Origin of the sequence: Collinsella aerofaciens, from assembly GCF_028206995.1 — a bacterium.
Taxonomy (GTDB): Bacteria; Actinomycetota; Coriobacteriia; order Coriobacteriales; family Coriobacteriaceae; genus Collinsella; species Collinsella aerofaciens_AQ.
In genome coordinates, this window is the sequence record NZ_JAQLFL010000010.1 from 40,528 (window position 1) to 62,987 (window position 22,460).

The 22,460-nt window shown below is 60.5% G+C and carries 18 protein-coding genes; 7 read left to right on the forward strand and 11 right to left on the reverse strand.

The window, feature by feature from the left end:
- Positions 1–105: 105 nt before the first annotated feature.
- Both PMX60_RS07970 and PMX60_RS07975 read right to left on the reverse strand, forming a co-directional pair.
- Positions 106–417 carry a transposase gene (locus PMX60_RS07970; protein ID WP_233544231.1) on the reverse strand — a complete coding sequence of 104 codons (312 nt, stop codon included), beginning with the start codon at positions 415–417 and terminating at the stop codon, positions 106–108.
- Positions 357–1,208 (reverse strand): IS110 family transposase, encoded by an 852-nt coding sequence (locus PMX60_RS07975; protein WP_334203715.1) that lies wholly within the window; start codon positions 1,206–1,208, stop codon positions 357–359. Before PMX60_RS07975 ends, PMX60_RS07970 begins: the two co-directional genes overlap by 61 nt.
- 408 nt (positions 1,209–1,616) lie before the next feature.
- Here PMX60_RS07975 and PMX60_RS07980 point away from each other — a divergent pair, with 408 nt between their 5' ends.
- The 3 genes from PMX60_RS07980 to PMX60_RS07990 are packed head-to-tail and all read left to right on the forward strand — an operon-like array spanning position 1,617 to position 5,842.
- A complete protein-coding gene (locus PMX60_RS07980; protein WP_006235682.1) occupies positions 1,617–2,123 on the forward strand; it encodes a MarR family winged helix-turn-helix transcriptional regulator in 507 nt (168 codons plus the stop codon).
- Positions 2,116–3,930, forward strand: a complete 1,815-nt coding sequence (locus PMX60_RS07985; protein ID WP_271747486.1) for an ABC transporter ATP-binding protein — start codon at positions 2,116–2,118, stop codon at positions 3,928–3,930. Before PMX60_RS07980 ends, PMX60_RS07985 begins: the two co-directional genes overlap by 8 nt.
- Positions 3,923–5,842, forward strand: coding sequence for an ABC transporter ATP-binding protein (locus PMX60_RS07990; RefSeq protein WP_215693947.1), 1,920 nt, complete (start codon positions 3,923–3,925; stop codon positions 5,840–5,842). The genes PMX60_RS07985 and PMX60_RS07990 overlap by 8 nt, the downstream gene beginning before the upstream one ends.
- Before the next feature lie 180 nt (positions 5,843–6,022).
- Here the strand turns inward: PMX60_RS07990 and PMX60_RS07995 are convergent, their stop codons facing one another.
- The 7 genes from PMX60_RS07995 to PMX60_RS08025 form a co-directional block, all read right to left on the reverse strand.
- Positions 6,023–7,114: a GGDEF domain-containing protein gene (locus PMX60_RS07995; protein WP_225094011.1), complete on the reverse strand. Its 1,092-nt coding sequence runs from the start codon at positions 7,112–7,114 to the stop codon at positions 6,023–6,025.
- 142 nt (positions 7,115–7,256) lie between these two features.
- Positions 7,257–7,991, reverse strand: coding sequence for a class B sortase (srtB, locus tag PMX60_RS08000; RefSeq protein ID WP_006235673.1), 735 nt, complete (start codon positions 7,989–7,991; stop codon positions 7,257–7,259).
- 20 nt (positions 7,992–8,011) lie between these two features.
- Positions 8,012–9,115 (reverse strand): DUF7601 domain-containing protein, encoded by a 1,104-nt coding sequence (locus tag PMX60_RS08005; RefSeq protein ID WP_271740533.1) that lies wholly within the window; start codon positions 9,113–9,115, stop codon positions 8,012–8,014.
- Positions 9,116–9,166: 51 nt separating this feature from the next.
- Positions 9,167–9,622, reverse strand: coding sequence for a signal peptidase I (gene lepB, locus PMX60_RS08010; RefSeq protein ID WP_175406088.1), 456 nt, complete (start codon positions 9,620–9,622; stop codon positions 9,167–9,169).
- A gap of 173 nt (positions 9,623–9,795) precedes the next feature.
- Positions 9,796–10,848: a DUF7601 domain-containing protein gene (locus PMX60_RS08015; protein ID WP_271747487.1), complete on the reverse strand. Its 1,053-nt coding sequence runs from the start codon at positions 10,846–10,848 to the stop codon at positions 9,796–9,798.
- Entirely contained in the window at positions 10,796–12,928 is a 2,133-nt protein-coding gene (locus tag PMX60_RS08020; protein ID WP_271747488.1) for a hypothetical protein, read from the reverse strand. The genes PMX60_RS08015 and PMX60_RS08020 overlap by 53 nt, the downstream gene beginning before the upstream one ends.
- A 397-nt stretch (positions 12,929–13,325) precedes the next feature.
- Entirely contained in the window at positions 13,326–14,204 is an 879-nt protein-coding gene (locus tag PMX60_RS08025; protein WP_271747489.1) for a LysR family transcriptional regulator, read from the reverse strand.
- A gap of 234 nt (positions 14,205–14,438) precedes the next feature.
- On the opposite strand from PMX60_RS08025, the gene PMX60_RS08030 reads away from it, so the two are divergent.
- The 4 genes from PMX60_RS08030 (at position 14,439) to PMX60_RS08045 (ending at position 20,312) form a co-directional block, all read left to right on the forward strand.
- Positions 14,439–15,320, forward strand: a complete 882-nt coding sequence (locus PMX60_RS08030) for an SDR family NAD(P)-dependent oxidoreductase (protein ID WP_006235667.1) — start codon at positions 14,439–14,441, stop codon at positions 15,318–15,320.
- Between the two features lie 66 nt (positions 15,321–15,386).
- Positions 15,387–16,643 carry an MFS transporter gene (locus tag PMX60_RS08035; RefSeq protein WP_117646283.1) on the forward strand — a complete coding sequence of 419 codons (1,257 nt, stop codon included), beginning with the start codon at positions 15,387–15,389 and terminating at the stop codon, positions 16,641–16,643.
- Positions 16,644–16,712: 69 nt separating this feature from the next.
- The gene (locus tag PMX60_RS08040; RefSeq protein ID WP_006235665.1) at positions 16,713–17,753 is read left to right on the forward strand and encodes a Gfo/Idh/MocA family protein; all 1,041 of its coding nucleotides are present in this window, start codon (positions 16,713–16,715) and stop codon (positions 17,751–17,753) included.
- 411 nt (positions 17,754–18,164) lie between these two features.
- A complete protein-coding gene (locus PMX60_RS08045) occupies positions 18,165–20,312 on the forward strand; it encodes a Tex family protein (RefSeq protein ID WP_271747490.1) in 2,148 nt (715 codons plus the stop codon).
- 381 nt (positions 20,313–20,693) lie between these two features.
- Here PMX60_RS08045 and PMX60_RS08050 read toward each other — a convergent pair whose 3' ends face one another.
- Positions 20,694–21,398: a transaldolase gene (locus tag PMX60_RS08050; protein ID WP_271747491.1), complete on the reverse strand. Its 705-nt coding sequence runs from the start codon at positions 21,396–21,398 to the stop codon at positions 20,694–20,696.
- 193 nt (positions 21,399–21,591) lie between these two features.
- Complete coding sequence (locus tag PMX60_RS08055; protein ID WP_271747492.1) at positions 21,592–22,419, reverse strand: HAD-IIB family hydrolase; 828 nt, start codon at positions 22,417–22,419, stop codon at positions 21,592–21,594.
- Positions 22,420–22,460 lie beyond the last annotated feature (41 nt).

The following is a 22,460-nucleotide window of genomic DNA, read 5'->3' on the forward strand; positions in this document are numbered from 1 at the left end:
GACGTTGTGAGCGGGCGCTACGGTCGCGAAGAGCGCATTGTTGCGAAAAGGTTACGAAAACGAGGTAGTCGTTGGGTGTTCCTATAGTTTTGTCAACCGTCGGGGCTACTCCCGGTAGGGCACCCGGTCGCGCATCACGGCGTATATCGCCCTGAGCCGCTTCCTCGCGACGGCCTTGAGCGCCCGCCCGTGCCCCATGCCCCGCGCCCTGCAGGCCCGGTAGTACTCGCCGTAGCGCCCCGAGGACCTCACCAGGCTGTTGCACGAGAAGATCAGCAGGGACTTGAGCCTCGCGTCGCCGCGCCTGGACGCCCTGACCGACCTCACCGACGTGCCGGAGCTCCTCACCCTCGGGGCTATGCCGCAGTACGAGGCCAGGTGGTCGTGGTCCGGGAACCTCCCGATGTCGACCGACACCGCGAGCTGCGCCGCGGTCCTCGGGCCGATGCCGGGCACGGTGAGCAGACACGCGTAGGTCTCGTCGCCCTCGAGCAGCGCCGCCGTCTCGGCCTCGAGGGCCCCGGCCTCGTCGAGGGCCTCCGATATCCGGGCGGCCAGGAACCTGACCTGCCTGTTCTCGGCCTCGACGAGCGCCGGCGGGGGCGCGGTGGAGGCGGCCGCGGCCTCCCCGGCGGCCTCGGCCCGCGGGCCCTCGGCCCCGGAGCGGGCGATCCCCCACGCCCCGCCGAACCCGGCGAGCAGCTCCAGCCACCGCCGGTCCGACAGGTCGACCGCTGCGACGAGAGGGCGCGAGCGGCCTCGAGGGCCTCGCCGCGGCCCGGGACCCCCGACAGGGAGTCCGGCACGCCCAGGGCGGTCCGCGCGATCACCGCGGCGTCGCGCTCGTCGGTCTTGGCCTCGCCGGCGAACAGGCCCGCGGCGCGGCTGGCGGCGAGGCCGGGCAGGTAGGCGACCCCGAGCCCCGCGGCGCGGGCCCGCCTCACGGCGAGGGACCCTATGTTGCGGAACTGGTCGACGACGACGAGCGTGCCGGCGGGCGCGGAGGCGAACAGCGCGTCGAGCTCGGCCTCCCTGTTGCGGACGGGGGCGCTGTCCAGCACCTCCCCGTCGCGGTCGATCAGGCAGGCCCAGTGCGATGACTTGCCGACGTCCAGGCCGAGCACGGCCGCGGGTCTGGTGGATGGCGCTTTCACGGTGGTATCCTTCCGGTAGTCGTTCGACCGGATGGCCTCCCCCTCGGCACTCACATTACCAGCCGCGGCACCTGCCCGGCACTTTCCTATCAGCCGTCGGGGGCGGCGCGCCCCGCGCCGGCAGCACCCAACGGGCCCTCTCGGGGCAGGGACGTTCGGCCGTGCGCGGGCGCCCGGTCGGCGGCCCGTTCTGGGCGCGCCTCAATCGTAGCCCGAGACGGTCCCGGGCTGACAATTTCGACTGTAATGGACGTTCTTAAATGACTAGTCAAACAAGAACGTCCCCAACGACTATCTCAGATTGCCGCTCTGGCGGGTTTGCAGCATCGAGCGGTTACGGCGTTTGGCAAAACGCCGTAACTTAATAAGTTTGGTACCTTGACATTCATTTCTCATGCTCCTAGATTGGTTAGGCACAAAACAATTCCACTACCTAACTAAAGAAAGGAGCAGCACTAATTCATGTGCGATGAACCTCTTAACCTTTGTTCGCACGAGCCCGGCGGTGACCCGTCGCAACCGGTAGACATACCCGAAGCGGTCAGCGCCGAAGACAAACTCGCCAAGCGCATCCTGAGCGGCCTGGGTTTTTGCGGCCATTACATGCATTTTCATGGCGGAGGCGTGTCCGGCAAGGCGCCCATCATCTGCCTGCTGGCCAAGCAGCCCGGCGGCGAGATGTCGCAGCAGGAACTCGGCATGCACTTTGACCTCAAGCCGGGGTCGCTTTCCGAGATCCTGTCCAAGCTCGAGGTCAACGGCCTCATCGAGCGCAGCCGTAACCCCAAGGATCGACGGCAACTCACCATTCGCCTGACCGAAACCGGCCGGGAAAACGCCCGCATCGACCAGGCGGCCCGCATCCGCTTTAGAGAACGGGCCTTTAGTGCCCTCACTCACGACGAGCGCGAGCAGCTCGCCGAAATGCTCGAGAAAATCCGTGTAACCTGGGAGGAACTGGATGATTAAAACCCTCATGGGCAGCATCCGCGACTATATGAAAGTCGCTGTTGCCACGCCATTGCTCGTGCTTGGCGAGGTGCTCTGCGAGATGCTGATTCCATTTATCACCGCCAACCTGATCGACGCCATCAAAGACGGTACCACCGTAGCCGAGATGCTTCCCACCGCAGGCTTTTTGGTGCTCATCGCGCTGACGTCGCTTGCTTTTGGTGCCGCTGCCGGCGTCACCTGCAGCCATGCGAGTTGCGGCTTCGCCAAGAACCTGCGTCACGACCTGTTCTACAAGATCCAGACGTTCAGCTTTGCCAACATCGATGAGTTCTCGAGCTCCTCGCTCGTCACGCGTCTGACCACTGACATCAACAACGTGCAGCAGGCCTTTATGATGATCATCCGTATCGCCGTGCGCGCGCCGCTGGTCTTGATCTTCGCCTTTACCATGGCATTTATCATGGGCGGCAGCGTCGCCATGGTCTACCTGGTCATCATTCCGCTGCTGGGCTTTGGACTGTTCTTTATCATCTTTAAGGTACGCCCCATCTTCTCGCGCGTGTTCCACAAGTACGACGCCCTTAACGAGTCCGTCGAGGAAAACGTCACCGGCATGCGCGTGGTCAAGAGCTATGTGCGCGAAGACTTTGAGAAGGAGAAGTTCGCGACCGCTGCGCGCGACGTCCAGATGGACTTCACCCGCGCCGAGAAGCTGCTGGCCTTTAACAACCCCATGATGAACATCTGCGTCAACGGCGCGTTTGTCGTCATCATCTACCTGGGCTCCAAGCTCATTATCACGAGCCAGGGCACGCTGTTCGACGTGGGCCAGCTCTCCTCGATCTTTACCTATGGCTTCCAGATCCTCATGAGCCTGATGCAGCTGTCGATGATCTTTGTCATGGTGACCATGGCCGACGAATCGGCGCACCGCATTACCGAGGTGCTGGCCGCCGAGCCCACGATCGCCAATCCCGCCGAACCCGTGCTCGAGGTTGCCGACGGCTCCATCGACTTTGACCACGTGAGCTTTAAGTATTCCGCGCATGCGAAGCGCCAGGCACTCGACGATATCGACCTGCACATTAAGAGCGGCGAGACCATCGGCATCATCGGCGGCACCGGCTCGGCCAAGTCCACGCTCGTAAACCTCATCGCCCGCCTGTACGACGCCACCGAAGGCACCGTGCGCGTGGGCGGCATGGACGTGCGCGACTACGACCTAGACGCGCTGCGCCACCAAGTGGCCATGGTGTTGCAGAAAAACGTGCTGTTTAGCGGCACCATCGCCGAGAATCTGCGCTGGGGCGACCCGAACGCCACCGACGAGGAAGTCCGCGAGGCGGCACATCTGGCCTGCGCCGATGAGTTTGTCGACGGCTTCCCCAAGGGCTACGACACCTGGATCGAGCAGGGCGGCTCCAATGTCTCGGGCGGTCAGAAGCAGCGCCTGTGCATTGCGCGCGCTCTGCTGCGTCGCCCCAAGATCTTGATCCTGGACGACTCCACCAGCGCCGTCGACACCAAGACCGACGCCAAGATCCGCGCAGGGTTGGCAAGCTATCTGCCCAACACAACCAAGCTCATCATCGCCCAGCGCATCAGCTCCGTGCAGGACGCAGACCGCATCATCGTCATGGAGGGTGGCCGTATCGCGCAGATCGGCAACCATGACGAGCTGCTCAAGACAAGCGAGATCTACCGCGAGACCTTCACCTCGCAAAACAAGATGTCTGCCGAGGGCGAAGGAGCCGTCGAGGCCGACACCGAGGCATCCGTAACGCAAGCTCAGACCCAGGAAGGAGGCGAGGCACATGAGTAAGGCAACGACCGCCGAGCGCGCGCTCAACCGCAAGGGCGGCACCATGTCGCGCCTCATCAAGACGCTCTTTGGCTTCTACCCCGTGCTTTTGCCCCTCGTCGTTGTCGGCGTGGTGCTCTGCGCCATCATCAACTCCATCGGCGCGACCTTCCTTCAGAGCGCTCTGCAGATTATTAGCGAATCGTGGCAGTCGGGCGATTGGGAAGCCGCACAGCCCAAGATCGCACAGCTCGTGACCACCCTCGCCTGCATCTACGGCGTCGGCATCCTGTCTTCGCTCTTCTGGAACCGCGCCATGGCCATCGTCACGCAGGGCTCGCTCGAGAAGCTGCGCGAGAAGATGTTCAACCGCATGCAGGACCTGCCGATTCGCTACTTCGACACGCACCAGCGCGGCGACATCATGAGCCACTACACCAACGACATCGACACGCTGCGCCAGATGATCAGCCAGTCGCTGCCCAACCTGCTCATGACGACCATCGTCATCGTCACGGTATTCTTTATCATGCTGTACTACAGCGTGTGGATGTGCCTGGTCATTGTGGCCGGCGTCGTCTTTATGACCTTTATGACCAAGCTGCTCGGCTCCAACTCCGCGCGTTTCTTTATTGCGCAGCAGTCCGAGCTCGGCGTGGTCGAGGGCCATATCGAGGAAGTCATGAACGGCCAGAAGGTCGTCAAGGCATTCTGCCACGAGTCTGCCGCCGAGGCCGATTTTGACGAGCGCAACGAAAAGCTCTTCGAGGTCTCGCAGAAGGCCAACATGTACGCCAACATCCTCATGCCTATCCTTATGAACCTGGGCAACCTGCTCTACGTGTTGGTGGCCCTTGCCGGCGGCATTTTCCTGGCGCTGGGCGTGCCCAACCTGAGCATCTCGGGCATGACGCTGTCCATCGCCGTCGTGGTGCCGTTCCTCAACATGACCAAGCAGTTCTGCGGACAGATCGGTCAGATCTCGCAGCAGATCAACGCCGTGGTCATGGGCCTCGCCGGCGCCGACCGCATCTTTGAACTCATCGACGAGGAGCCCGAGGCCGACGAAGGCTACGTGACGCTCGTCAACGCGCAGGTGAACCCCGATACCTGGCAGCTCGAGGAGGCCGACCACCACACCGGCATGTGGGCATGGAAGCATCCGCACCGCGCAACCGGCGAGATCGAGTACGTACCGCTGCGCGGCGACCTGGTCATGGACAACGTCGACTTTGGCTACACGCCCGACCACGAGGTGCTGCACGGCGTGTCCGTGTTTGCCAAGCCGGGCCAGAAGGTCGCGTTTGTCGGCGCCACCGGTGCGGGCAAGACGACCATCACCAACCTCATCAACCGCTTCTATGACATCGCCGACGGCAAGATTCGCTACGACGGCATCAACGTCAACAAGATCCGCAAGGCCGATCTGCGCCGCTCGCTGGGCGTGGTACTGCAGGACGTGAACCTGTTCACCGGCACCGTGATGGACAACATCCGCTACGGCAACCTAGACGCCACCGACGAGGAGTGCATCGCGGCGGCAAAGCTCGCCGGCGCGGACGACTTTATCACCCGCCTGCCCGACGGCTACGACACGATGCTCACCGGCAACGGCGCACAGCTGTCGCAGGGCCAGCGCCAGCTGATTTCGATCGCACGTGCTGCCGTCGCCGATCCGCCGGCAATGATTCTGGACGAGGCCACGAGCTCCATCGACACCCGCACCGAGGCCATCGTGCAGGCAGGCATGGATAAGCTCATGGAGGGCCGCACGACGTTTGTCATCGCGCACCGTCTCTCCACCGTGCGCAACTCCGACGCGATCATCTGCCTGGACCACGGCCGCATTATCGAGCGCGGCAACCACGACGAGCTGATAGCCAAGCGCGGGTATTACTACCAGCTCTACACCGGAGCGTTTGAGCTGGAGTAGTTCGGCCCGCCGAGACGGCCGATTTGCCGCTCATTCGTCGGGCATGACCCTAAGGTCAATGCCCTCCTCTTTCGGGGCAAATCGACTCATCTCAGCGACCCAAACACAATGCGCCGCAACGAATAAAGCCTCCGCAGCCACACGGGCTGCGGAGGCTTTTCCATACCCTCTATTACAGGCTTACCGCTCCTCGCGTTGCGGCCCAGCTGCCTCGGCTGTCTTTACGCGGTTCTTGTCGATGTACATGTTTTTGTCGGCTTGGGAAAAGAGCTCGCGCATCGTGGGCGGTTCATCATAATCACTAGAAAGCGCATAGCCCACCGCGTAGCTGATAGGCATGTCGGGGTGAGCCTCGGAATACTCGCTCACGTTCGCACGAATCCGAGCGAGACAGGATTCCACGGCAGCTCGATCGGCATCCCACAGCACCGCGATAAACTCATCGCCGCCGTCGCGGCCCACAAAGCAGGTCTCGGACGCCACGCACCCCAGCTGCTGGGCAAAAGAACGGATGTACTCGTCACCCTTCTCGTGGCCAAAGCTGTTATTGACCGTATGCAGATTGTTAAGATCGAAAACACACAGCGCAACAGGCGCTTCGGCGGAAACGGGATGCCCCTGCCCCAAGATTTCCTCGCACTTGTTCTTGTTGGGCAGTCCCGTGGCTTCATCGAGATAGACTTTGTTCTGCAGCTCGCGATTGAGCGCGGCAGTGCGCACCGCGCGAGCAAGTTCGACCGCAAAGGTCGCCACCAGGCCCACGATGTCGATAATCACCAAACCCTCAAGGCGATTGAGCGCCGTGGCCTTCTCCTGGGAGTAGTCCTCCGCAAGCCTCGTGGCATCGTCACAAATGCCAAAGAACTCCTCGCTCATGGCGATGATGTCGGTGTTCTCGTAGCCGACTTCGCGCACACGGGCAATCTCGGTGCGAAGCTTGTCAAAATAGCTCGCGAGCTCGGTCATCTTTGCCTGATACTCATCGTCATCGAGACGGACGAGATTGAGGTCGTCGCTTCCGTAGCGCAAACCACTAATGTATGAATCAACGGCCTTGAGCAGGTCGTCTTGTGGCTGGCCTGCATCCTCGAGCTTAACGATTCGCTGCGTGGTGCCGCGCACCAGACCGGCGTAGTTGACCACGCGCGCCGTGCCCTGGATGTCGGAGACGAGCAACATGACATTGATGAAGAAAAAGATAAGAACTGCCGTGAGCGCCATCATCAGAAGGCGCACCGCCTGGCTGGCCTTCTTGGCGACAGAAGCATTCACAAGCTCACTCCTCCAAACGGTAAAAGCTCAGATAGCGCGCAGTGTGCCGAAATTCACGCGCGGACAACTCTACCATGATGGACCGAGAGCCTCAAACTTGATGCAGCCTATGGGGCGCAGCTTAATCGGAATATTCAATGAGCTACAAGACCTCTGCTATAAGTGCTCGGCGCCCGTTTGTTTTATCACTGCAGGTAGAAAGAGCGATGATGCGCGAATCAGGGCCAACGTCATCCATGTCCGCATGCACCGCCGTCTGCGAGATATGCGTGAGCAGCGTCTGCATCGAGGCCTGGTCCAGGTTTCCCGGCCCAAAGATAATGTCATCACTCGCAGCAAACGAACACACGGCAACGATGCGCAGCCGGAACGCCCCATCCTTTGTGTAGAGCGTGCCCGTGCGGTGCAGGTCAAAGAAGCCCCTGTCTAGAAACCGATCGACATCGCCAAACATCGCACCGTTATCCATGTGGTGCGCATAGAGCAGATTGTAGGGATCGGTCATCGCGCGGCTGTTGCGCGTATCCAAAAACACCGCTCCCGAAACCGCGGACTCCCCCAACACGTTTTTGTTGAGGTATTCCTGGTTATCTTTTCCCTGAACGAAGGGATAATCGATGTTGGTGCCATCGATGGTGACCCATCCGACAACGTCGGGATTTTTGGCCATCAGATCCTGCAGGCGTGCGCAATCGTTGGTCCCGGTGGGTTTGTAGTGCAGCAGCTCATCGCTGATGAACCCGCCGTTCATAACGTTGTTTGTATCCCACAGCGAATAGCCCCCGTACAGCAGCATGAGCAGCACGAGAAAGCCGGCAAACCACGTAAGCACGCGGTCGCCGGCTCTCGCCAGCCGAGCTATGCGTTTAAGCTCCATCGGCTGTAATCCTCGCTGTTTTAACGACGATTACGACGAGGACGGAAGAAGACCACGCCCATCACGGCAGCAAACGCGACGATTGCCGCATAGGGAACGACCGTCCGAATAACATCGGTCGGAACGGTAACATCCTTGGTGTTGGTAAAGATCACCGTGGTGTCGTAAGCACCGATAGCTTCCTCGACAATAGAGCTACCTTCTGTCGAATTGGTGCCATCACCAATCTTGTACGACGTCTTATAACCGTCGCCATGATAATCCGCCTCAGTTACGGCGAATTTATCCTCCGATGAGAGACCGTAAACGATGACGGATTCCCCATGCTTAAGGCTTACGGTAACCGCAGTTCCCGACGTAGCTGGAGTTTGGCTCATGGTGGTGGCACCGTTTTTCACAGTGGCGTACTCATAGCTCTCCCCGTCAGCGCCTTTAATCGTGAAGGTAAAATTAAAGTCCTTATTCTTGTCACCTTGGTTGCCCTTGACGACCTTTGTGATGGTCAGCTTATGGGTGACATATTTGTTCAAAAAACCTGCGGTCTTCTCGCCCGAGCCTGCTTCTGTTCTAAGAATACAGCCCTTAACAACATAGCCCGAACCGCCATTCTCTTCGTTTTCTACGTAAACATCCAGGAAGAGCTCCTTGTATGTAACGTTGAGACCGTCCAGCCCTGACGGCGTCTGCGTAATTTTATATCGATAGATACCCGGAGCCTTGAACAGAGAGGTTTTAATTTCGGCACTCAGTTTGGCGGTTATTGTCTTAGTTTTCTCACCGGTATTCTCTGTGCTTGTAAGGCCTTTGTTGGAAAAATTAACGGAAGTCGGCGAAAGCGTGACGGCGTCTGTCACTCCAGCATAAACGGGCATACCGCTCGTGCTCGTAAGCTCACTCTCCTCATCCGCCGGCGCAATCGAATAGTTAAACGTCGCATTAGGCACCACGGCATTCTCATTCATGGTAAGCGTCGAGGTGATCGTAACCTTGTTGTCTTTTACCGGCAGATGCGGTTGAGCGGCACTGTCCTCCGCCCACGCGGGCGCGACAACTCCCACCAAAGCCAGCAGCATCGTGGCAGCCACAACTGCAAATGCTGTCAGTCGTCTCTTTCCAGTTTTCATGTTGTATCCTTCCTCTCGGGCATATGCCCTTAATAAAACCAATCTCCGTGCCTACAGGTTCGACCTGCGCAGCACGCTGATCACGTTGCCCTTGATCTGCGAGCGGGCAATCGGCCCGTACAGGCGGCTGTCGTGGCCGCCCTCACGCAAATCTGCCAGTACAAAGAACTCATCCGTTCCCAGGCGCACGGGATAGTCCACAGCAGACTCATAGCGCGGCGTCGGCGTGGTGATGTCGCTTTCCACAACAACAGCCCCGTTAACCATGAGCTCGCCTTCCTCGGTAATCGTGACCTCATCACCGGGACGGGCAACCACGCGGCCTAGGCGCTCTGCGCCATCCGCGGTGTATACCACCACGTCACCCTCGTTGAAGCTCTGGCTGAACCTCCAGTAGAGCATGACGTCACCCGAACAGATACGCGGGGCCATCTCGCCAGTCGTGACTGCACCCACGCCCAAGACCACGCCAAAGAGCAGCCAGAGCGTCACGACAAAAAATGCCAAGCGCGCCAGAAAACCCACGATATCGCGCCGGTCGTCCGCTTCTCCCAGATCTGGCGCCGCATGGGCGCCCAACCTCACGTTCGACGCGGCCGAATACCGCGAGCCCCGGGGTCTTCCCTGCGGGGCCGCTCGTGCGGCTGGCCCATCACCAGCATTGCTGGCGCCATGTCTTCTCATAGGCGCCCGCCCCTCTTGGAGCCGCGGCGTAAACGCAGCGCAACCATGCCCGTAGCCAACAGCACGCCGGCGGCCAAAATCGCCAGGGCATAGATGGGGTTGCGCGTAATACCCGTAGGCACCGCGACCTGTCGGGAATTGGTGGCCTTAGCTTCAACGGCAACGGTCACACGCGGACCGTTGAGCGTGCCGCTCGCACCCGTAAGCTCGGCGTGGTACCCCAACGACGAATAATCGTCTTCGCTCACGGTATAGACCGCGTTGTAATCCAGCGCCTTAATCGAAACGGTCAGGCCGTCCTTAACGGCAAACGGCACGGTCGCCTTGCCCTGGCCATCGGCCGTAAAGGCCGTCTTGTTTTCCACGGTCTCGGCCCGATCATTCGGTCGCGCCACGAGCGCATGGCTGCCTTGGGCAGACGCATCCGAATACTCGATGGCGTAGGTCTGACCAGCCTTGAGGCCCGTAAAGGTCGCCGTCATCTTAAAGTAGGCACGCTTGTCGCCCATATTGCCCGTAACGCTCTTGGAAACCTTGAGTGTGTAGGTGCGCGGGGTGAATCGTGCGTATACGCATCCCGTATGGCGGTCCTTCACGTTGTACGTATAGGTGGGTGAAGACGACAGCAGCTCCGGGGCGTCCGGATTCGATAGGTCGTACCAACCCTCAAAGTGATAGCCCTCCTTGGGAGCGGCCACCGCCTCCACAAACGTGCCGTCATCCACAAAGTAGGCAACGCCCGATTTTTTGTACGCGTCCTCGTCCTTGCCCGAGCCATCCCCGGCATCGATGGAGCCCTTTGCCCCCTTAAGCTTGGAGCTGACCGTGCCGCCCGTCGTTACGTTGCTCCACGTGCCATCGGCATTTTTAAGCTGGGCAACAAAGGCCTGACGATACTTCCATTGCGCCACGAACGTCGCGCCCTGGCTCTCGGGAATGTTTTCGACGGTTACCGCATCGCCCACAGCACCGGTATCCGGATTGACCTTCTTGCCCTTAATGGTAAGAGTGCCGGAATCCGTGGTGCCCTCGGGAGCTGTATGGGTCACCGTGTGTTTGGCATCGAAGCGAACGGCTTTTTCCCGAGCCCGCGTACTCCCAGCCCATAAACTTCCAGTCGTCGTTTTGTCCAACGGCAGCATGGGAGGTATAGCTCGCTCCAGCGCCAGAAAGCTGTACGAAATCGCCCGTGGACTCATTGTACGGATCGTAGTGATACGCTTTGCCGCCGTTCACATCGTATTGAACGCCTGCCTTGGAAAACACGAGGTGCACTTTGTAGTGCTTTGTGACCTTGTCGGCCTCAAAGCGATAGGTACCATCTTCCAATCTGGTCCAATGTGCGTCGTCGTCTGCGGAATAGAACTCGCCGTTGACAAAAGCACCGATAAAGACTGCCCCGTCATCGCGTTTGGCATCGACCATAAAGTAGGAGTTCTTCTCCTGTTTACCTACGTAGTTTTTGGCATAGGTAAAGTCCGCCGTCTTGGTATTGGCGTTATAAAAATACGTTCCGCTTCCGTTGGGCGTCGTGTATGTCTCGATGCGATAGAACTCCCTAAACGAGATATTGTCGAGGAAGTTGCCGGTCGAATTGCTCCCGTTGGCCGTGTTGTAGGCCACAAAAGCAAAGACGCTCTGGTTTTGGCCATCCGGAATGGTGTAGGTATAGTCGTAGTCAACCTTTTTGCTCTGCTCGAGCGCGTTGGAACCGTAGGAAGCCCACGCGTCGTTTTCGGACGCCATGATCCATACGCACCATTTTTCGGTATGCTCCGCATCGGCCGTCCATGAGAACGCGCTTCCGCTGGACGCATTGGCAAATCCGCCCACTTTGTCAAACTTGGTTGAATACAGGATGATCTTTTTGCTGCAGCCCGATTGGGAAAAATTGACCACATCCAAGCCGACATAGTTGTCGACGCTCATTTGAATCCATTGAACAATTTGCTGGTACTGATCGAGTGCCTTTTGATTGTCCTTGTACGGCTCGTTTTCTTGTCGCGGACCGATGATAAGGGCCATGGCGTCTCGACCCGAGCGGCCGCGGTGGTCGAGCCCCCACTCGTACTGTTTTCCCGGCTCGGTCGTCACATATTGGTAGAGCGAACTCGCCTCGTGTGCGTTGAGCTCGGCTGCATAGTCACCATCGGAGGGCGTAAACGTAACAGAATGCCCAACTGGGTCGATATAGTAGTCGTTCTTGGCAACGATCTCGATACGATGGTCCGTCTCGGTCGTACGCCAATGGGGCGAGCACAACGTAAACTTGCTGGGCCTCTGGTTCCCTAGATGTATATCCTCTTCAAAGCTGCCGTTAGCAATGTTCGTATTCTCGTTCTTAAGATTCGAGGTCGAGAACGCATAGTTTGTGAGCGTTGTCATGGTCTCGGACGAATTTTCCCAATACACCTTGGCAAAGTCGCTATAGATGTCGCGTGTGCCCTGCTTTTCCACGTGAACGTCGTTGACCAGATTACCAAACCACTCCCGGTATTGTTCGTTCTCCCCCGTAAGATTTGAATCGTAGCAAGTCAGCGCAAGCATCGTTTTGTCGGACGCTGCGGTATAGTCAGCCTGATAGGCAAACTCATCGTCTTCCTCGGGAAGATCTCGATAATAATGCGTGCTGTTGGTGCCAAAGGAGAACCAACCCTGTCCGTTAGAGCTTACGAGCCACACAGAAAGCGCGATGCGACCGTCGCTCTGTTCAAACGAAAAGTGGGATCCATCAGCACTGTTACCAGCAAATCCGCCGTTTGCAGCAAAGGGATCGCTGTAAACGGTGTACTGCTCAACGGTATTTCCCTGGGGCATCTTGACCTGCGCCTTAAGCCAAGCCCGCAGCTGCATAAGCTGGTCTTGGCCTGCGCTGTTAATCGACAGATTCTCCTGTTGAGGACCCATCGTGAGCATCAGCACGTCGTGGTCGGTTGCGGCGCGATGGTTTAGGCCCCACTCGTACGTGGCGCCGCTCTGGGTGGAAAAGGTGGTGTAGGTTGATCCAGGTTCAAAATAAAGATTGGTGCCCTGTGGCCTAAAATTCCACGCAAGCGCAAAGTGATTGCCGTTAGCTTGTTTGGTGTTCGTTTGGGGCTTGAGGAGCTGCGTGGAAAGCTCGAGCTTCATCGTCTCGCCGATTCTCTCATTCGGAGAGGTCGTCGACCAGCCAGTAGCTTGGTTAAGAAAGTTTGGGTTTGTTATAAGGTTGCCATCGTCACCGTACGCGCGCGAGGGCAACCCCCCGGCCATAACGAACACGCATAAGGCCGCTGCCAACATCATAAAGGTGCGGCGCATCGACGCAATATGACCGAAAGGACCCTGCACGGGCGCATCCCCCCCAGCCGCAGCCCGAGCTTTCGCGCAAGCTGCACAAGTAGTTCGTTTAAGCTTTTTGATTCTACAACCAGCCCAGGGCAAAAGCAAAATCATGCGTGACCGATTTGCAGTCATTTTTCGCATCATTTTTCGCATTGTGCTGGTAGTGCGGCGAAAGTAGCTAAAAAGCCCCGTCCTAAATTAGCTAGTTAAGGAGTTGGGCCATGGCGTTGACGAATTTTTGGACTTGGAGGGTGGGCTCGAGCGGGTAGTGCAGAAAGACTGGCACCTCGCGGCCGCACAGGAACGGCACGCCCACAAAGGCCGGGTGCACCCCCGACCACGCTCCGCAGGTGAGCACCGCGTCACCCTTTTCCTCCGCCTCGTTAAAGAGCGCAAAGTCGAAGCTATCCACGTCGATCACATCCACGCCGCCGTCGGCCAACAGATCGATACGCAGGCTGTCCATAGCGTCGTTGCCGTGACGGAGCACGCGCAGGCGCTTGCCCTCCAGGTCGGCAACCGTGATGCGCGTCTTGCGCGCCAGCGGGCTCGTGCGCGGCAGGTCGATATAAAACGGCACGTTGACAATGCGGAGCTTTTGGCAGGTGTCGCCCCAGCGCGGAGTCGAAAAACTCGACTGCACTACATCCACCTCGCGGCCAAGGCTGCGCATGACGGATTCGCGCTCGTCGTAGAGATCGCTTACCGGCACGATCTCAAATCGCAGCGACGGTTCCAAATCGTGGATGCCCGTCCACATCGACAGCGTTTGACGCCCCGGACACATCATCGACACGCCCAGGCGCACGGCACCGCCATCGCCCGCCGCGCGCCGGGCACGGCGCAGCGCGTCCTCGGACTGCCGCATGATCGAGCGCGCATCGTCCACCAGCAGTGCGCCGGCCGGCGTCGCCTTGACGCCCGAGTGCGAGCGTTCGAACAGCGTGATGCCGAACTCGGCCTCGAAGCCCGACACCTGCTTGACGAGCGCCGGAGTCGACACGCGCAATTTTGCCGCCGCACGCGAGAAGCTTCCCAGCTCCGCGGCGGCCGATATGGCCTCAAGTCGTCGATCGTACACGTCAATCTCCCGTTTTCGCGCCCGTGACCGCATGGTGCCACAGGGGGGTTGTTTTCGCAGGTCACGCGCTCAATTGAGAATAAACTGCATCGCACAGTATAAACCTACGGTTAACGCCATTCTAACAAATATGCAATTCACCTGCGCAAATGCAAAGCATACGATAACCAGCGAAAACCACGTGGGTCGGTTAATGGGAGCGACCCACCGGGAGGCACAAGAAGGGAAGTTCCTATGAGCAATTGGCTTAAGCTCGAGGGCGATGTCTGCGCCGTGACTGGCGCGCTCGGCGGTATGGGCGCCGAGATCTGCCGCGAGTTCGCCCGCAATGGCGCCAACGTCGTCCTACTCGATCTGGACGAGGAAAAGGTCAAGGCCGCTGCCGCCGACCTCGCTGCCGAGTTTGGCATCCACGCCGAGGGTTACAAGATGAACGCCACTGACGAGGCCGAGGTTCAGGCTGCCGTCGACGCCACCATCGCCAACTTCGGCCGCGTCGACGTCCTCGTCAACACCGCCGGCATCCTGCGCTTCGCCGCCATGGAGGACCTGCCGCTAAGCGACTGGGAGCAGGTGCTCAACGTCAATCTCACCGGCTACTTCATCACCTCGCAGCGCTTTGGTCGCGAGATGATCAAGGCCGGCCAGGGCCGCCTGGTGCACATCTCGACCGTCGCCAGCCACTCCCCCGAGACGTTCTCGGGCGTGTACAGCTCCACCAAGGCCGGCGTCAACATGATGTCCAAGATGCTCGCCGCCGAGTGGGGCCCCTACGGCGTCCGCTCCAACTGCGTCGAGCCCTGCTTCGTTAAGACCCCGATGTCGGCCAACTTCTACGCCGACCCCGAGGTCGAAAAGAGCCGCAGCCGTCTGATCGCCACGCGCCGCATCGGCGAGGTCAGCGATATCGCCAACGCCGTCATGTTCCTGGCGTCCAAGCGCTCGGACTTTACCACCGGCGATGCCATCAAGGTCGACGGCGGCTTCTCCAACATGATGGGCGACCTCACCGCCAAGCCCGGCGGCCGTCGCGCCTATGCCGACAACTACCTTAAGAACAAGGGTGTCGAGCTTTGGTCCGATGAGTCCGGTGTCGCCAAGCCGACCGACCAGTAAACCAACCTGGCAGGGAGGTCCCGCGGACACGCCCGCTCCTCCCCCGTATCGATTAGAAAGAGTCCAATGGCTTCCACCAACTCCAACAAGGGTCGCGCCGTCGTGCTTTCCGCCGCGTGCGTCACCATGTTCTTCATCAGCTCCATCGCGCTGTATTCCGTCGTGAGCAAGAACCTGCTCGCCGTCTACCCCGAGTGGTCGAGCGCCCTTACCTGGGCGTTCCCGGTCTTCCAGACCATCATGGCCGTGACGGGCATCTTCGCCGGCCGCATCTCCGACAAGATCGGTCCGCGCAACGTCGTGATCGCCGCCGCCGTGTGCTACGGCCTGGGCTGGTTCATGTCCGGCACCGTCACCGAGCCGTGGCAGTTCTACCTGTGGTTCTCGCTCGTCGCCGCCATCGGCAACGGTCTGGGCTACAACCCGGCGCTCACCACCGGCCAAAAGTGGTTCATTGACAAGAAGGGCCTCGCCTCCGGCATCACCCTGGCCGCTTCGACCGCCGGCCCCGCCGTGCTGTCCCCGGTGCTCGCCTCGCTGCTCATCCCGAGCCTGGGCATCTTTGGCGCCCTCAAGGCACTCGGCGTCATCTTCTTTGTGACGATCGCCGCCTCCGCCCTGTTCCTGAAGGCCCCCGAGGCCGGCTGGCTGCCCGAGGGCTTCGAGGCCCCCAAGGGCGGCGCGCATGCCGGCACCTTCGGCGACCTCACCCCAGGCGAGATGGTCAAGACCCCGCGCTTCTGGGTCCTCATCGTCACCTTCGCCTTTGCCGCCACCGCGGGCACCCTGCTCGTGGGCAAGGTTGCCTCCATCGCCGCCGTCCAGCTTTTCGCCGACCCCACGAGCGCCGCGGCCGTCGCCCTCGGCGGTGTAGTGGTCTCCGTCAACACCTGCGCCAACCTGGTTGGTCGTCTGTCCTTTGGCCAGATCATCGACAAGCTCGGCGCCTATAAGTCGCTGCTCATCAGCCTTGTCGTCACCATCGTCGCACTCGTCATCATGTCGATGAGCTTTACGCAGAGTATGTTCTTTGTGGCGCTCGCCCTGCTCGGCTTTAGCTTTGGCGCCCTGCTCGTCATCTACCCGCCGCTCACCGGTGGCGCCTTCGGCACCAGCAACATCGGCGTCAACTACGGCATCATGTTTTTGGGCTATGCCGCTTCTACCTGGATCAGCCAGCCCATCACCGCCGTGCTGTATCACGCCGAGGCTGGCAGCGCCGCCTACCAGCAGTCCTTCTACGGCGCCATTGTGATCGCCGCCATCGCCGTCGTGCTCACCGTCTACATGATGGTCTCCGACAGCAAGAAGAAGTCCGCCTAGTTTTACCGATGCGACAAAGGGACAGCCCCTTTGTCGCATTCCACCGGCCACCAGTATTAAGGAGTCGAAATGTCTGAGCTCAACCCCGTCCGCATTGCCGTTATCGGCGCCGGCGCCATGGGCCGCAACCACATCCGCTTTGTCACCGAGGAGCCCGAGGCCGAGCTCGTCGCCATCGCCGACGCCTTTGAGGGCGCCCGCGCCACGGCCGAGGCCGCCGGCGTGCCGTTTTACACCGATCCCGCCCAGATGATGGACGAGGTCAAGCCCGAGGCCGTCATTATCGCCACCCCCAACGACCTGCACCTGGGCGTTGCCCGCGAGGCTGTGAAGCGCAACATCGTGCCGCTGGTCGAAAAGCCGATCTCCAACGACCTGGAGGATGCCCAGGCTTTCGCCGCCGAGGCCGAGACCGCCGGCGTGCCCGTGCTCGTGGGTCAGCACCGTCGCCACAACCCCTTCGTCAACAAGGCCAAGGAGATCATCGAGTCCGGCGAGCTGGGCAAGCTCACCGTGTCGAGCTTCCACTACATGATCTATAAGAATGACGAGTACTTCGATGTCGAATGGCGCCGCAAGAAGGGTGCCGGCCCGATCCTGGTCAACCTGGTGCACGACGTCGACCTGCTCCGCTACCTGCTGGGCGAGCCCGTTGCCGTCCAGGGTATGCAGTCCAGCGCCGCCCGCGGTTTTGAGACCGAGGACTCCGCCGTGGTCAACGTCCGTTTTGCCGATGGCGCGCTCGCAAGCATGACCATTTCCGACGCCACCGCCAGCCCCTGGAACTGGGAGGCAACCGCTCGCGAGGACCCGCAGTACCGCCCCTTCGACGCCGACGCCTACTTTATCGGCGGCACTAAGGGCGCCCTGTCGCTGCCCCGCCTGCACCAGTTCTCCTACGACGGCGCCTCCAACTGGCACAAGCCGCTGCAGATGGAGATTCCGGCCGTCGACCCGGCACTGCCGCACAAGATGCAGCTCAAGCACTTTGTGAAGGTTGTCCGCCGCGAGGTCGAGCCCGTCGTGACCCCCGCCGACAACGTTAAGACGCTCACGCTTCTCAACGCTATCAAGGAGGCCGCCGAGACCGGCCAGCTCGTCGAGCTGTAATGCCTTAAGAGCGACCGCGGCAGAAACCCCATGCCGAACCCTTCGGTCCGTCACCAACAAGCCCCTCTTCTTTGCCCCGCGAGCAGCCTCCTGCCCGCGGGGCATTTTGCTACCTTGCCGACGATTTTTCTGGGGCGGGGGCTATTTTGCACCTCGGCTTGATTCGTTCGCCACGAAATGGGCCTATCTACTACGTTTAACCGACCGCCCTCAACCATGCCGAATTTCCTAAAATCAAAAGCGCAGGTAGACGGCTTGCGTATTTTCTGAAAACCGGGGGATGGTCGACCCATACGGTTCAAACGTAGTAGATAGGTCGTTTTCGTGGCGAGGGCCCAAAACAGTCTTTTGAAACGGGTGGTATCCTTGGTAGCCCTGTGCTGCAAACGCACCTTAAACGCAAGGAGTCCCATGGATCTTATCGCCCAGCTCGCCCGCGAGCTCAACCTTAAGGCCGCCAACATCGAGGCGGCCGTCAAGCTCATCGACGAGGGCAACACCATCCCCTTTATTTCGCGCTACCGCAAGGAAGCAACGGGCGGTATGGACGACGTCGCCCTGCGCGCGCTCGACGAGCGCCTGTCCTACCTGCGCAATCTTGAGCAGCGTAAAGAGGACGTCATCCTGCTCATCGACGCCCAGGGCAAACTCACGCCCGAACTCGAGCAGCAGATTCGCGAGGCCACGCAGCTCCAGCGTGTCGAGGACCTCTACAAGCCCTACCGCAAAAAGCGCATGACTCGCGCGCAGAAGGCCCGCGAGGCCGGCCTGGAGCCGCTCGCCAACATGATCATCATGCAGGCCTCGGCCAAGGGCAGTGCGCTCGACGCCGCCGCAGCATACGTCAATGAGGAGGCCGGCTTCGACACGCCCGAAAAGGCGCTCGCCGGCGCCGCCGACATCGTGGCCGAGACGGTAGCCGAGGACCCGGAGAACGTCGCCGATCTGCGCGCCTTTACGCAAAACACCGCCGACATCGTCGTCGAGGCCACCGACCCCACCGAGAAGACCCCCTACGAGCCCTACTACAACTTTGACGAGCCGCTGCGCCGTATACCCAACCACCGCGTGCTGGCTATCGACCGCGGTGAGCGCGAGGGCAAGCTCCGCGTGCGCGTGAACGTCGACGGCGCTGCCGCCACGGCACGCCTCGGCTGCCGTTGGCCCCGACGCCAGGGCGTGTTTGCTCCCATCTTCGATGCCGCCATCGCTGACGGTTACAAGCGCCTCATGGCCCCCTCGCTGGAGCGCGAGGCCCGCGCCAAACTCACCGTCCACGCGCAGACCGAGGCCATCAATGTCTTTGCCAAGAATCTCGAGGGCCTGCTCTCGGCACGCCCCGTGCGCGGCGCCCGCGTGCTCGCGCTCGATCCGGGCTACCGCACCGGCTGCAAGGTCGCCGTCATGGACGAGACCGGCAAGCTGCTCGACCACGGCGTGGTCTACCCCACCAAGCCGCGCCACGACGTCGCCGGCACCAAGCGCGAGCTCGCCCGCCTCGTCAAGAAGGACGGCGTCAACACCATCGTCATCGGCAATGGCACCGCCAGCCGCGAGACCGAGGAAGTCGTCTCGGAGTTCATCGCCGAGCAGGCGCCTGAGCTGCGATACACCATCGTCAACGAGGCCGGCGCATCGGTGTACTCCGCCTCCGAGCTCGCCAGCCAGGAGTATCCCGACCTGGACGTCACCGTGCGTGGCGCCATGAGCCTGGGCCGCCGCCTGCAGGACCCGCTGGCAGAGCTCGTCAAGATCCCGCCCCAGTCCATCGGCGTGGGCCAGTACCAGCACGACCTTGACCAGGCCGAGCTTTCGCGCACCCTGGGCCACGTGGTGGAGGACGTCGTCAACCGCGTGGGCGTCGACGTAAACACCGCGAGCGCGAGCCTGCTGGGATACGTATCGGGCATCACGCCGAGCGTGGCCAAGAACATCGTGGCCTACCGCGAGGAAAACGGCGCCTTTACCGATCGCCGCCAGCTCAAGAAGGTCCCCAAGCTGGGACCCAAGGCATATCTCAACGCCGCGGGCTTTTTGCGCATTAGCGGCGGCAGGAACCCACTCGACGCGACAAGCGTCCACCCCGAGAGCTACGAGGTGGCCACGTCCGTCCTAGAACGCGCCGGCGTTAAAGCAAGCGAGCTCAGCCGCGGCGGCGTGCCCGACATCGAGCGCCGCCTGGGCAGCATCTCGGCGCTGGCAAGCGACCTGAACTGCGGCACCCTCACGCTCATCGACATCGTCAACGAGCTCAAAAAGCCCGGCCGCGACCCGCGCGACGACGCGCCCGAGGTGGTCTTTAGCCGCTCGGCGCTTTCCATCGATGACCTGGAGCCCGGCATGGAACTCAAGGGCACGGTGCGCAACGTCGTCGACTTTGGCGCCTTCGTCGACGTGGGAGTGCACCAGGACGGCCTTGTGCACATCTCCAAGCTGGCCAACCGCTTCGTCAAGCACCCGAGCGACGTGGTACGCATCGGTGACACGGTCAAGGTGTGGGTCGAAAAGGTCGATCGCGACCGCAAGAAGATCTCGCTCACCATGGTACAGGGGAAGTAAACCGCCAAAGCAGGGGTACCCCCTGTAGTGACGTGCAAAATCGCGAGTATTCTGCAAATTCCACCGTTCCGGATGCCCCTCAGAGGCGAAAAAGCAAAAAACAGCCCCCGTTTTAGCGTCGTCAGAGCCAAAACGGGGGCTGTTCCGTGCTTCACCCAACTGGTAAAAGCCTTTACCTTGCTGAATACTCTCAATTTTGCACGGCGCAGGCGGGGGTACCTTTGCCCACGGCAGGATATGAAAACCAAGCGCCAACTTGCTGGCAAGCTCGTGTCGGCAGCCCCGGCCTTTCCTTTGCCTGGCGCGACCCTCGCGAAGCGCGTGAGCGATAGGGAAAGGAAAGGCCGGGGCGAGCAGCCCGCGGCGTAGCCAGTGTTCGCGTTACGGCAGAATATGGAAGCCCAAAGCGGCGATATCCTTGGCAAAGCCGCGCACGGTGTCGAGCGAGACCTCGTACGGGTCACGGCCGATGTTCTTGCGCTTGGCCAGGATGCCGTTGGGCACCGTGATGATCTGGCAACCGCAGGCCTCGGCCTGGTAAATATTGATGAGCTCGCGCGTGGACGCCCACAGGACCTCACAGTTGGGCTTGGCGGCGGCCTTCTTGACCGATTCCGTCATAAACGGAATGGGGTCGACGCCGGTATCGGCGATGCGGCCGGCAAAGAGCGAGATGATAGACGGCGTCTCGGCGTCAACGGCCTCGACCATCTCATCGACCTGCGTAGGCGTAAAGATGGTAGTGACGTTGACCTTGATGCCGTCGGCGGAAAGCTTGCGCACCAGCTCGGCGGTGGACTCGCCCTTGGTGGTCACGCACGGAATCTTGACGTAGACGTTCTCGGCCCAGGTAGCGATCTCGCGCGCCTCGACCTCCATGGTCTCGACGTCGTCGGCAAAGACCTCAAACGAGACGGACACATCAGTGATGTGGGTCAGGACCTCCTTGGCAAACGCGCGGTAATCCGTCACGCCGCCCTTCTTCATAAGGGACGGGTTGGTCGTGAAACCCTGAACGTTGCCGTTCTCGTACATGTCGAGCATGCCCTCGAGGTTTGCACCGTCAGCGAACACCTTGATTGCCATCTGCCTGATTCCTTTCGCTTGCACATGGGCGTTAAACTGCTAAACACTTTACCTACGTTTATCAAAGCGTGAGCTGCGGTTTTTTATCTTCTCGGCGAACGGTATAAACACCTCAGTGTTTGGATTGATAAATCGATTGAGCATGCAAAAGCAAAGAGTCGCAGTTTGAGCAAACGTCAGAACGCGGGGTTCATTAGATGAGGCCGAAATGCTGCATCGCTGTGACGGTACCGTCGTGTGCGACATCGTCGGTCACGTAGTCGGCGACCGCCTTGACCTCGGGCATGGCGTTGCCCATGGCCACGGCCGTCTCGACGGCAGCAAGCATGCCCAGGTCGTTGCCCGAATCGCCAAAGCCAAAGGTGCGCGCATTTCCCTCGCGGCCCAGATACGCCAGCGCTCGCGCCACGCCCACGCCCTTGTCAATGCCCTTGGGGCTCAGCTCGCGATTCTGGCCACCGGTGTTGCACAGCTCAAACTCGCAATCGATAAAGCCGTCATCATTGGCTACGCGAGCCAAACTGGGCACATTGAGGCATACCTTGCCCACGCGCAGACTGCCGTCGACGCACATTTCCTCGGTGCTGTGCACCACAGAAGTGCCGATCAGAGACGACTGCTCAACGCCCGCGGGTTCCAGGGCAAAAGTAGCCACGTTGGTCTCGAAAAAGGCCTCAATCCCTGCCGCTGCCATACGGCGTGCGAGCTCCTCGATAACGTGCTCGTCAAAGCAGTCCTCATGCACCACGCGACCCTCGACCTCGAGCGTGGCGCCCGCCATGGCAACGACACCCGCAGGCTCCAAAGCACGCAGGCCATCGGCAATCAGCCACAAGGGACGACCCGTGCAGATAAACGCCTGGTGACCTGCATTGCGCAGGCGACCAAATGCATCAACAACAGCCTTCGACGGATGGATTGCATTGAAGTCCTTGTCGGTCATATCGTCGGGATCGAACGACGTCAGCGTACCGTCCACGTCAAAAAAGAGCACGGCGGAATCGGGGCACGCATCAATCATATGGGTTCCTTTCGGGGGCGAGAGTAAACGAAGTATCCATC